The following is an 11435-nucleotide window of genomic DNA, read 5'->3' on the forward strand; positions in this document are numbered from 1 at the left end:
CTGAAGACCGAAGCAGGTCTCCTCGTCCGGGAAGCCCAGCTCCGCGGCGGTCGGCCAGACCTCCGCGATCGTGTCCGTCGTCATTCCGGGACGTACCAGCGCGATCGCGTCGTCGAGCCATTCGCGACACTGCTTGTACGCGTCCAGCTGCGCGTGACTGACGCCACCGACGTTGAACGTGCGGTAGTAGCACGTGCGGTACCCCATGAACGAATGGATGATGTCGAAGAACGCCTGGTCACCCGGCCGCAGGAGCCGGTCGGAAAAGATGTGCGGGTGCGGGTTGCAGCGGTCGCCCGAGACGGCGTTGATCGCCTCGACATGATCCGACCCCATCTCGAAGAGCAGCTCCTGCGCGCGCGCGACGATCTTGTGCTCGTACGCACCGGGGCGCAGGAGCCGGTAGATCTCGTCGTAGACCGCGTCGACGATCCCGCAGGCGTGGTCGAGCAGCGCGATCTCCTCGGCGGTCTTGAGCTTCCGCGCCTCGAGCATCACGCGCGAGCCGTCGGTGACGTGGATCCCGGCGCGCTGCAGCGCCTCGAGCGCGACCATGTCCGTCATGTCGATGCCGAGCGGCTCGCCCTCGAGGCCGCGCTCGCGCAGCTCGAACGCCACGTACTCGGCGAGCCGGTCGGGCACGCCCGTCTCGACTGGCATCGCGCCGCGCATCGGCGCGACGCCGGCGCGGAAGTTCTCGGGCGGCAGCCACGGCGCGTACATCTGATGGTGCCTCGCCGCCGAGCCGAAGTCCCAGAGGATGGGCTCTCCGCCGCGCGGGAGCAGCACCCAGCGCGCGTTCTTGTCACGTGCCCACTCGCCGATGTGCGTGCTGGTCACGTAGCGGATGTTGTTCGGGTCGAAGAGCAACAGCGCGCCGAGGTCGGACGCGTCGAGCGCCTGTCGCGCGCGCGCCAGCCGGTCGGAGCGCAGCCGGTCGAAGTCGATTCGCTGCTCCCAGTCCACGGCCATGGTGGCGCCGCGGGAGGCGATGTTCGTCATCTGCCTGTCACCTTCTCTCACCTGCTCCGGTGGATTCTCGGGCCGCCTCGCGGAGTGCGAGGTAGAGCGCCATGAAGTCCTCGTCCCCATGCCCGCCCTCGATCGCGCCCTCGAGCAGCCCCCGCAGGTGTCGCGTGAAGGGCAACGCCAACCGGCGCTCCTCGGCGAGGTCGAGCACGAGGTCGACGTCCTTCAGCATCATCGCCGTCGTGAACGTGGCCGAGTAGTCGTCGCGCAGGAGCGCCTCGCCCTTGTAGCCGGTGAGCGGCGAGCCGACCGCAGACGCGTTGATCACCTCCAGGAGCCTGCCCCGCTCGACGCCGCCGGACTCGCCGAGCACGACCGCCTCGCCCAGCAGTTCGGTGACCCCCCCGACGAGGACCTGCAGTGCGAGCTTCACGACGCGGGCGCGCTCGCCCTCGCCGACGTAGAAGACCTTCGGGCCGATCGACCGCAGCAGCCCGTCGAGGCGCCGGGCCGTCTCCTCGGGTCCCGAGACGACGAGCGTCAGCGTGCCGCCGCGGACGACGGTGGGGTTGCCGCTGACCGGCGAGCGGAGGAACTCGACGCCGGCCGCGGTCGCCCGCTCGGCGACGCGCTCGGATGCTGCGACCGAGACGGTGCTCATGTCGACCAGCGTCGTGCCGGGACGTGCGCCCGCGAGCACCTCCGGTGCGACGGCCTCGAGCGCATCGTCGTCGGCCACCATCGTCACGCAGACGTCCGCCTCGATGAACGCATCGGCCGCGGAGCCGAGCACCGTCGCGCCACGCGCCTCGAGCGGCTCCGCGCGCGACCGCGTCCGGTTCCAGACCGCGAGGGGATAGCCGGCGTCGAGGATGCGCTCGGCGATCGGGGTGCCCATCTTCCCGAGCCCGACGACGGCGACGCGAATCTCGGTCGTCACAGCAGCATCGCCCCGCCGTCGACCTCGAGGTTCTGCCCGTTCACGCCGCCGTTCTCGAGCAGGAAGACCGACGCCTCGACGATCTCCTCCATCGTGACCGTCCTGCCGATCGGCGTCCGCGCCGCGGTCCGTTCGACGGCTTCCGTCTTCTCCGCCCACTCGGGCGAGTCGCCCACGATGCCGGGGTGGATCGCGTTGACGCGGACCGGCGCGAGCTGGGCGGCCAGCGTCCGGACGAGGCCGGTGATCCCTCCGTTCACCGTCGTGACCGTCGTCGACCCCGGATACGGGCGTCGCAACGCCTGCCCCCCGAAGAGGAGGATCGAAGCGTCCGGCGTCAGGCGCGACGCCAGCGCGTGCACGACCTCGGTGTACCCCACGAGCTTGAGCGTGACGAGCCGGATCGCCAGGGGGATGTCGTACTCGAGGACGCTGTTGTAATCCCGCTCGATCGCGGCCAGCACGAGGTGCGACACCGGGCCGACGGCCTCGAGGGCCGGCGCGATGCGCTCGGGCTCGGCGAGGTCGAGCGCGATCGGCGTGACCGTCCCCGGGCCCTGGATCGCGGCGGCGCGCTCGGCGCAACGGTCGCTGTCGCGCCCGGTGATCACGACGTCCGTCCCCCGGGCGGCGTACTTCTCGGCAAGCCGGAGGCCCAGCCCGGACGTGCCACCGACGATGACGACGACTCCTTCGCTCACGGCGCCACGATAGACCTGGCGTGCAGCCTCAGTCAACAGACTGCCGCCTCACGGCGTCCGAGGTTGCATCCATCAAGACGAAGGTGGTAAGAATCGCGCGACAGACGTTCAGTGTCCCTGGACGCACGGATTCGGCCGGATGGCTCGAGTCGACAGGAAAGGTGGTGCGGTGCCCAAGCGCGTACTCCTCCGCGGCGGCCACGTTCTCACGATGGATCCCGGGCTCGGGGATCTCTTCGGGGGGGACGTCCTCGTCGAGGACGATCGCATCGCCGCGGTGGGGCACGACCTCGATGCGTCCGAGGCCGAGGTCGTCGACGCGACGGGATGCATCGTCATGCCCGGGTTCGTCGACTCGCATCGGCACACCTGGGAGACGGTGATCCGCGGCATCGCGCCGGACGTGAGTCTCGGCGGGTACTTCGACATCGTGCTCGACCAGCTCGCGCCGGCCTACCGGCCGGAGGACGTCTATGCGGGCAACTACCTCGGCTCGCTGGAGGCGATCGACGCCGGGGTCACGACGCTGCTCGACTGGTCGCACATCTCGAACACGCCCGAGCACGCGGACGAGGCGATCCGCGGCCTGCAGGACGCGAAGCTCCGCGCCGTCTACTGCTACGGCAATCCCAACACCTCCCTTGCGGACTGGTGGTTCGACAGCGAGCTCACCGCGCCGGACGACATCCGCCGCGTCCGGGAGCGCTACTTCTCGAGCGACGAGGGGCTGCTGACCCTCGCGATGGGCACGCGCGGCCCCGGTTTCTGCAAGCCCGAGGTCGTGAAGCACGACTGGGAGCTGGCGCGCGAGGTCGGAGCCCCGATCAGCGTCCACGTCGGCATGGGCCCCTACGCCGGCCGGTTCTCGATGGTCTCGCAGCTGAACGACATGGGTCTCCTCGGGCCGGATACCACGTACATCCACTGCAACTACCTCTCCGACGACGAGTTCCGTCTCATCGCGGAGACCGGTGGCAAGATCTCGATCGCGCCGTCGGTCGAGATGGCGATGGGCCACGGGACGCCGCCGACGACGAAAGCGCTGGCGCATGGCCTGCGACCGAGCCTCTCGATCGACGTCGTCACGACCGTGCCGGGCGACATGTTCACGCAGATGCGGTTCATGTTCGCGTCCGCCCGGCTCCTCGCGCACGAGGCCGCGTTCGCCGCCGGGAACGAGGAGGAGCCGGAGCTCCTGAGCACGCGCGAGGTGCTCGAGTTCGCGACGATCGAGGGCGCGCGTGTGTGCGGGCTCGACGATCGCACCGGCTCGCTCACGCCGGGCAAGCAGGCGGACCTGATCGTCGTCCGGTGTGACCACTCGAACACCTATCCGATCATCGATCCCGTCTCGACCGTCGTCCACCAGGCAGATACGAGGAACATCGGCCTCGTGATGGTCGCCGGCGCGATCCTGAAGCGCGACGGCGAGCTCGTCGCCGGCGATCTCCGCGGCGCGCGAGACCGAGCGGCCGCATCACTCGACCACCTACTCCAGCACACGACCATCCAGCCGGGCTGGGTCCAGAGCGCCGGGCAGGCGGCCCACGCCCACTGACGGAAGGAGCCACGGCAGGCGACCGGCGCGTCATCTCCACCGACTCCACACAAGGAGGCACACCGAAGTGACCAGCACCCCGCGGCTGTCGCGGAGCCGAGCGGCAACCGTCCTCTTCCTCGCGGCACTCCTCACGGCGGCTCTCGCGGCCGGCGCCGCGAGCGGCGCGAGCTCGAGCAAGAGCAAGCCGAAGATCGCGTACCTCTCGTTCGCCGTCGCGAACAGCTACGACGCGCCGATGCTCGCGGCCGCCAAGGCGGTCGCGAAGTCCCAGGGTGCGTCCGTCGTCGTGTTCGACGCCGCGAACGACCCGAAGAAGCAGCTCGCGCAGCTGAAGACCGCGATCACGTCGAAGCAGTACGACGGGATCATCGTGCAGCCGATCTTCGGGCCGCAGCTCATCCCGACCATCACCCAGGCGGTCAAGTCGGGGCTCAAGGTCGTGAACATCGACCAGATCCTCGGCGCCAACCCGGGCACGGCCGCGCCGCCGGTGAAGGGCCTCTCCGGGAACGTCGTCTTCGTGCAGACGGACATCGGCAAGAAGCAGGGCGGTCTCGTCAACCGCGCCTGCGCCGCGCTGCAGGCGAATCCCTGCAAGGTCGGCTACCTGTACTCGGTGAAGGTGTCGTCCCTCGACACCGCGATCCGCAAGGGCTTCGACCAGGTGACGAAGGGGCACGGCGTCGACGTGGTCTCCGAGGGCGAGACGTTCTACAACCCGGCGAACGCGCTGAAGGCCGCGCAGACGATGCTCCAGGCACAGCCCGACCTCCACGTGATCGTCGGCGCCGACCAGGGCGCCACCGGGGCGCAGCAGGCGCTGGGCGGCAAGAAGGTGACGCTGATCGGCTACGGCGGCGGCGGCGTCGGGCTCAAGGCCGTCGGCTCGGGCGCCTGGTACGGCACGGTCGTGCAACGTCCGGCCACGGAAGGCAAGCTCGGCATGCAGTGCGTGATCAAGGCCGTCAAGACCGGCAAGGGCTGCGGCGGTATCGACGTGCTCAAGGGTCTGCCGAACGGCGGCGTCGTGACGAGGGCGAACGCCTCCAAGTTCAAGGCCGAGTGGCCCGGCTAGGAAGCCCGTCCGGAAACCACGTCCTCTCGTGGGGGAGCGCGCCGCTCCCCCACGAGGCTCTGTCGCCTTGAACGGCGTCTCCCCGCCCGTCTATCTCGCGCTCAGCGGGCTGAGCAAGCACTTCGGCGGTGTCCGGGCCCTCGAGGACGTGAGCCTCTCCGTCCCAAAGGGGGCTGTGCACGCGCTCGTCGGCGAGAACGGTGCCGGCAAGTCCACCCTGGGGCGGATCGTGGCGGGCGCGCTCGCACCGGACGGCGGAGAGATCCGCCTCGACGGCCGCGAGGTCGCCTTCCGCTCGCCCCGCGAGGCGCTCGTGCACGGGGTCGCCGCGATCGCGCAGGAGCCCTCGATCGTGCCGCATCTCACAGTCGCACAGAACGTCTTCCTCGGCGCCGAGCCGCGGAACGGGGGTTTCATCCGCCGGCGACGGCTCGACCGTGCCTACGCGGACCTCGCGGAGTCGGCCGGCTTCGAGCTTCCCGGCGGGATGTCCGCCGGGCGGCTGCGCACGTCCGAGCAGCAGAAGATCGAGATCCTCCGAGCGCTCTCCCGCAACGCGCAGCTGATCGTGATGGACGAGCCGACGGCCGCGCTCGGCGCCCAGGAGACGGCACACCTGCACGACGTCGTCCGCCGACTCGCCGCCGCCGGGAAGACGATCGTCCTCATCTCGCACTTCCTCGGCGAGGTGCTCGAGCTCGCCGACGCGGTCACCGTGCTCCGCGACGGGCGGGTCGTGAAGACGGCACCGACGGCCGACGAGACCGAGGCCTCGCTCGTCGTGGCGATGCTCGGACGGCCGCTCACGTCGACGTTCCCGCCCAAGCAGGCGCCCGGGGCCAACGCGCGTGTCGTTCTCTCGGTACGCGGTCTCTCGGCGCCCGGAGTCGAGTCTGCGAGCTTCGACCTCCAGGCGGGCGAGATCCTCGGCCTGGCCGGTCTCGTCGGCGCGGGGCGGACGGAGCTCGCCCGAGCGATCTTCGGCGCGACGCGGGTCGCGTCCGGCGAGGTCGTCCTCGGAAGCGGGACCGCGCTCGGACGGAGCCCGAGCAGGAGCCTCCGCGCGGGCCTGGCGCTGATCCCCGAGTCGCGCAAGGACGACGGGCTCCTCTACCTGCGCTCGTCGCTCGAGAACGCCACGCTCTCACGGCTCGGCGCCCTCAGCACCGCGGGTGTCGTCCGTCGCCGCCGCGAGCGGCGAGCGGGCCACGACGTCCTCGAGCGCTGCGGGGTGCGCGGCGCCAGCTTCTCGGCGCCCGTCTCCGCGCTCTCCGGGGGCAACCAGCAGAAGGTGCTGCTCGCCCGGGTGCTCCTCTGCGAGCCGAACGTCGTGATCGCCGACGAGCCGACGCGCGGGGTCGACGTCGGCGCCAAGCGGGCGATCTACGACTTTCTGACCGGCCTCGCCGAAGAGGGCCTCGGCGTCTTGCTCATCTCCTCCGAGCTCGAGGAGGTGATCGGCCTCTCGCACCGCGTGCTCGTGATGCGCCGCGGACGGCTCGTGAGCGAGCTCGCAGGCGAGGCGATCACCGAGGACGCAATCCTCGCCGCCGCGTTCGCCGATGCGCAGGAGGCAACCGTATGACCACGGGCGCCGACGCGAGCTCCCCGAGGGCGGCGCTGCGGCGCGTGGACTGGGCCTCCCGGCTCCGCGGAGTCGGGATCCTCCTCCCGTTCACGATCCTCTTCGTCGTCCTCTCGCTGACGAGCTCGTCCTTCTTCACGAAGGCGAACATGCTCAACATCCTCGACCAGCAGTCGGCGACGCTGATCATCGCCGCGGCCGGCACGCTTGTCCTGATCGCCGGCGGGATCGACCTCTCCGTCGGCGCGATCTACGGCTTCGCAGGCGTGACCTCGGCGCACTTCGCGCTCAACTCGAGCGCCGGAACCGCCATCCTCCTCGGCGTCGGCGCCGGACTGCTGATCGGCCTCGCGAACGGCGTCGTCACGACCGTCTTCCGGATCAACGCGCTCATCGGGACGCTCGCGATGTCCTTCATCGTCGGCGGCTGCTCGGCCCTCATCACCAAGGGCAACCTGCTCGTGCTGTTCGACAAGGAGGGCTTCGGCAAGCTCGCGCGCACAGAGTTCGCCACGGTGACCACCTCGATCTGGCTGATGGTCGGCGCCGTGGTCGTCATCGGGCTCCTGCTCTCGACCACGACCGTCGGGCGATACATGTATGCGGCGGGCGGGAACGCCGAGGCGGCGCGGCTCGCGGGCGTCCGGGTGGACGCCGTTCGGATGCTGACGTTCGCAATCAGCGGCACGGCCGCGGGGCTGGCAGGAGTGATCGACACCTCGCGTGTCCTGAGCGCGCAGGCCTCGCCGAACGACACGGCCCTCGCGTTCACGGTCCTCGCGGGGATCGTCGTCGGCGGCACGAGCATCATGGGCGGCGAGGGCGCCGTGTGGCGCACGGTCGTCGGCGTCCTCTTCATCGCCCTCGTCGGGAACGGCTACCTGCTCCTCCAGTTCGACCCGCTCTACGAGCAGATCACGATGGGCGCGCTCCTCCTCGCAGCTGTCGGTCTGGACGCGCTCTCACGACGCCGTGGGTGACACAGTGGGAAAGGAGCCACCATGACGGAACGTCACACCCCGGTCCTGATCGTGGGCGGCAGCCTCGTCGGACTGACGACCTCCGTGCTCCTCGCGAAGCATGGCGTCCCACACGTCGTCGTCGAGAGCCATCCGGGAACGGCGATCCATCCCCGGGCCGCCTCGTTCCACCAGCGGACGATGGAGATCCTGCGCTCCGTCGGGCTGCAGCGGGAGGTCGAGGAAGCGGCGGCGGGCGAGTTCGTCCAGGGCGGCGCGATCATCGCGGTGGAGAGCCTGGGCGGGAAAGAGCTCAAGTACTTCTACCGGTCGTACAACGAAGGAGTCGAGGATCTGAGCCCGACCTCGCGGCTCTTCGTCACCCAGGTGGGGCTCGAGCCGATCCTGCGGCGGCGCGCCGCCGAGCTCGGAGCCGAGCACCTCTATGGCACCGACCTCGTGTCTTTCGAGGACCGCGGTGATCACGTCAGGTCCGTGATCCGGCCTCGCGCGGACGGTGACGAAGAGGCGATCGTCTCCGACTGGGTCGTCGCGGCGGACGGCGCGCGCAGCCGCGTGCGAGAGCGGCTCGGGATCCCGATGACGGGCCACGGCAGCTTTGCCGACTGCCTCACCATCTACTTCAAGGGCGACGTCACCCACCTGCTCGCGGGCCGCAACCTCAGCGTTGTCTACGTGAACCACCCCGACCTGACGGGGTTCTTCCGGTTCTCGTTCGCGGGCGACTCGGGGTTTCTCGCGGTCTTCTCGACGACTGAGCCGGACGGCAGCCGGAACAACAACGTGGGCGAAGACATGTCCGTCGAGCGGTGTACGGAGCTCGTGCACACGGCGCTCGGAGATGCGGCCCTGCCGGTGGAGATCGAGAACGTGCAGCGGTGGAGCGCGACCGCGGACACCGCCGAGTCGTTCCGGCGCGGCCGGGTCTTCCTCGCCGGCGACGCCGCCCACGCGATGCCGCCCACTGGCGGCTTCGGCGGCAACACCGGCATCGCCGATGCTCACAACCTCGCCTGGAAGCTCGCTCTCGTTCTGCGCGGCTCGGCTGGCCCGGGGTTGCTCGACACGTACGACCCAGAGCGCCGGCCGATCTCCCGTCTCACCGTGGAGCAGGCGTACACCCGCTATGCCCTGCGCGTCGACCCGACGCTGCCGCAGGACGACATGATGGCGCCGCTGGACGATCCGGCGATCGAGCTCGGCTCGATCTACCGCTCGTCCGCGGTCGCGGGCTCTTCGCCGGTTACGGAGCAGCCGCTCGACGACCCGCACGCGCGGACGTGGACGGTCGGCAGCCGAGTGCCCCACGTCGAGCTGGACGGTGGAGCCTCGACGCTGGACGTGGCCGACGGAGGGTTCGCCGTGCTGACAAGCGAGGATCGTGACGAGTGGCAACACGCGGCGCGCGCGGTCGAGGAATCGCTCGGCGTGCCCGTCGCCGTGCAGGCGCTCGAGGCGCCGATCCCGGGCGGAGCAGCGTTGCTGCGGCCCGACGCCGTGATCGCCTGGAGACCGGACGAGACGGCCGCTGCCGATCGGTTGCCCGACGTCATCGCGAAAGTGCTGTCGCGCTGAACTGACGCCGTCACACGTATTCGACGTCGCCCGTACCGCGGGGCGGCGCGAGGCGGAAGCGGCCCGCCTCGCGCCGCCGTCGCTCAGGCCCGGACCGTGCGATCGCGGCCGGCGCCGTCCGAACCCGCACGAAGCATCGCCGGCAGTATCGTCGCGGCGAGGTAGAGGCCGGCCGCCCCGACGAGGACGTAGACGATCCGGCTGACGGGGTTCGTCTCGCCGAACGCGTCGCCGGTGATCTTGGCAACGAGATCGAACTCGAAGAGGCCGACGAGGCCCCAGTTCAATGCACCGACGATGACGAGCAGCAGTGCGATGGGGTTGAGGGCGCGCATGACTTCCTCCTTTGTACAGCTTTTGTCTTAGGTATGTATAGCAATGGAGGAGGTTGCAGCGCAAGTCCCGTCAAGAGGACACTTGCGCGTTCGGGGCAAGCCTCGAAAAGAGCCCGGAAACCGCGGATAGAATGCAAGCCTCGGGGCGTTAGCTCAGTTGGGAGAGCACCAGCTTTGCAAGCTGGGGGTCGCCGGTTCGAGCCCGGCACGCTCCACTAGGATTCATGCGGGATTGCGGTACCTCGGGCCTCTGCGGAGGCCCTTTGTGCCCTTCCCCAGGCTTCCCCCAGGGTCAGCATTCCTGACCGCGTAGCAATCCTTCTGGTACTCGAGACGCGCCCGATGGGCCGCTGACTCAACTACGGGCGGTCCTCTTGCAGGAGCCGGGCGGATGAAGGACGGGCTGGTCTAGCGCGACGCTCTTCCGCGCCTGACCCGGAGGGCCGATGGGCGGCTTCGTGCGCATCCCTCACGCGCGATAGGGAGTTTTGGGCTCCCCCAAGTACCCCCTCCCTCGCTGGGCGAATTGGGCTTATACGCCGAAGCCGCCGACCGCGATATTTCCCGCTCTCCTCCCCAGTCAAACCACCGCGACGTAGCGAGACCCTGAACCTGGTAGCGCCTTACCTAAGCCACGCCACCGCCGCGTACGCGCCGTAGCCGAGCAGCGCCACCCACAAGACCTGCATCAGGCCGAGCGCCAGGAATGAGATAGTCGCCGCACGCCTCCGAAAGCCGCCCCTCGTCGTACCTTCAACGTCGGCCTGCTTGCCGCCGTTCTCGCGTGCCTCAGCTTCTGGCTGTTGCTCGTCGCAGCCTTGATTGAACTCATGTAGCGCAAGAGCGCTCGGCTCCGCCGCCAGCAGATTCGCCTCCATACCGCTCCCCCGTAGTGCTTCCCCTGCGCCGTCTCCGGACCGACGCCTTCCGTAAGTCATAGCACTCGGCGCCCGAAAGCCAAAGCAACGAAGGCCGCCCCGAGAGGCGGCCTTCCTGGTAGGTAGCCCAGAGAGGGGGCGTTAGTCCTCGTCCGCTCCTTCGAGCTCCTGTTGCGCGATGCCAGCCGCGATGTTCACGTCAATCAGACTCCTCGCGCCCGAGAGGCGCCTGAGAAGCTCATCGAGGATCGCCGAACGGCGCTCTGTCTCTGTTGAAGGAGCCATGTCTTTATTGCTCCTGTCTTTCGGATTACCCGTGCAAAAGAGAGTAGAGATGAGGACGCTTCCTGTTCAAGAGGGTATTTCCTTCAATTTCCGTTCCTCCATTACCGCCTCTGTATTACCTCTCGTTTGCCTCTGACGTAGGCACGGGCTCCGTCTTGCTAGGAGGCTCGGGCAGCGCTGCCGGCGGGGATGGCGGTTGCTCCCCTTTCAAGGTCTCCCATATGTGCTTGGCCATCCTTCCTCCGACGTAGGCCCCGGCTCCCGTGGGTATGCCCTCGGCGGCTGGAAGCACAACGGCTGACCACAGACTCCGTTGCTCGATGGACTCGTCCCGAGGGCTCCCCCTCAACTCGTTTGCTGGCTCGCTCATGGCCCTTCCCTTTCGATTCGTGGGTAACAGGCCATGATCCGCGCCGTGCCGGACGGAGAGGCCCTCTAGGACGGGCCGCCCCCCAGGGTTGCCCCAGAATTGGAAGCCCTGGGGAGACCCGAGAGGCCCCATCGGGATACCTAAGAATGGCTTGAAACGGTGCCTTGACCCCCGTAGCCCG

The 11435-nt window shown here is 69.1% G+C and carries 10 protein-coding genes and 1 tRNA gene; 6 read left to right on the plus strand and 5 right to left on the minus strand.

Going from position 1 to position 11435, the window contains the following annotated elements:
- From VNM44_RS05405 to VNM44_RS05415, 3 genes are all read right to left on the minus strand, one after another.
- Positions 1 to 1002: M24 family metallopeptidase (locus tag VNM44_RS05405; RefSeq protein ID WP_325623468.1), on the minus strand; the 1002-nt coding region annotated here is incomplete at its 3' end.
- Between the two features lie 7 nt (positions 1003 to 1009).
- Positions 1010 to 1909: an NAD(P)-dependent oxidoreductase gene (locus VNM44_RS05410; RefSeq protein ID WP_325623470.1), complete on the minus strand. Its 900-nt coding sequence runs from the start codon at positions 1907 to 1909 to the stop codon at positions 1010 to 1012.
- Positions 1906 to 2610 (minus strand): SDR family oxidoreductase, encoded by a 705-nt coding sequence (locus VNM44_RS05415; protein WP_325623472.1) that lies wholly within the window; start codon positions 2608 to 2610, stop codon positions 1906 to 1908. The genes VNM44_RS05410 and VNM44_RS05415 overlap by 4 nt, the downstream gene beginning before the upstream one ends.
- 169 nt (positions 2611 to 2779) lie before the next feature.
- Between VNM44_RS05415 and VNM44_RS05420 the strand changes: the two genes are divergently transcribed.
- The 5 genes from VNM44_RS05420 to VNM44_RS05440 all read left to right on the plus strand — a co-directional run bounded on the left by VNM44_RS05420 (position 2780) and on the right by VNM44_RS05440 (position 9386).
- Entirely contained in the window at positions 2780 to 4168 is a 1389-nt protein-coding gene (locus tag VNM44_RS05420; RefSeq protein WP_325623474.1) for an amidohydrolase family protein, read from the plus strand.
- A 67-nt stretch (positions 4169 to 4235) separates the two neighbouring features.
- Positions 4236 to 5246 (plus strand): sugar ABC transporter substrate-binding protein, encoded by a 1011-nt coding sequence (locus VNM44_RS05425; protein WP_325623476.1) that lies wholly within the window; start codon positions 4236 to 4238, stop codon positions 5244 to 5246.
- Between the two features lie 67 nt (positions 5247 to 5313).
- Complete coding sequence (locus VNM44_RS05430) at positions 5314 to 6831, plus strand: sugar ABC transporter ATP-binding protein (RefSeq protein ID WP_325623478.1); 1518 nt, start codon at positions 5314 to 5316, stop codon at positions 6829 to 6831.
- On the plus strand, positions 6828 to 7811 hold the full coding sequence (locus VNM44_RS05435) for an ABC transporter permease (RefSeq protein WP_325623480.1): 984 nt from the start codon (positions 6828 to 6830) through the stop codon (positions 7809 to 7811). Before VNM44_RS05430 ends, VNM44_RS05435 begins: the two co-directional genes overlap by 4 nt.
- Before the next feature lie 21 nt (positions 7812 to 7832).
- A complete protein-coding gene (locus tag VNM44_RS05440) occupies positions 7833 to 9386 on the plus strand; it encodes an FAD-dependent monooxygenase (protein WP_325623482.1) in 1554 nt (517 codons plus the stop codon).
- 83 nt (positions 9387 to 9469) lie between these two features.
- On the opposite strand, the gene VNM44_RS05445 is transcribed toward VNM44_RS05440, so the two are convergent.
- Positions 9470 to 9721 carry a DUF378 domain-containing protein gene (locus tag VNM44_RS05445; RefSeq protein ID WP_325623484.1) on the minus strand — a complete coding sequence of 84 codons (252 nt, stop codon included), beginning with the start codon at positions 9719 to 9721 and terminating at the stop codon, positions 9470 to 9472.
- Between the two features lie 142 nt (positions 9722 to 9863).
- Here VNM44_RS05445 and VNM44_RS05450 point away from each other — a divergent pair.
- Positions 9864 to 9936: transfer RNA gene (locus VNM44_RS05450), tRNA-Ala, on the plus strand.
- Between the two features lie 408 nt (positions 9937 to 10344).
- Here the strand turns inward: VNM44_RS05450 and VNM44_RS05455 are convergent.
- Complete coding sequence (locus VNM44_RS05455; RefSeq protein WP_325623486.1) at positions 10345 to 10599, minus strand: hypothetical protein; 255 nt, start codon at positions 10597 to 10599, stop codon at positions 10345 to 10347.
- Positions 10600 to 11435 lie beyond the last annotated feature (836 nt).

Source organism: Gaiella sp., assembly GCF_035558935.1.
Taxonomy (GTDB): Bacteria; Actinomycetota; Thermoleophilia; order Gaiellales; family Gaiellaceae; genus Gaiella.

Coding starts and splice junctions, on each gene's coding strand:
- VNM44_RS05455 (WP_325623486.1), bottom strand. CDS start 10,599: ATGGAGGCGAATCTGCTGGCGGCGGAGCCGAGCGCTCTTGCGCTACAT.
- VNM44_RS05445 (WP_325623484.1), bottom strand. CDS start 9,721: ATGCGCGCCCTCAACCCCATCGCACTGCTGCTCGTCATCGTCGGTGCA.
- VNM44_RS05435 (WP_325623480.1), top strand. CDS start 6,828: ATGACCACGGGCGCCGACGCGAGCTCCCCGAGGGCGGCGCTGCGGCGC.
- VNM44_RS05440 (WP_325623482.1), top strand. CDS start 7,833: ATGACGGAACGTCACACCCCGGTCCTGATCGTGGGCGGCAGCCTCGTC.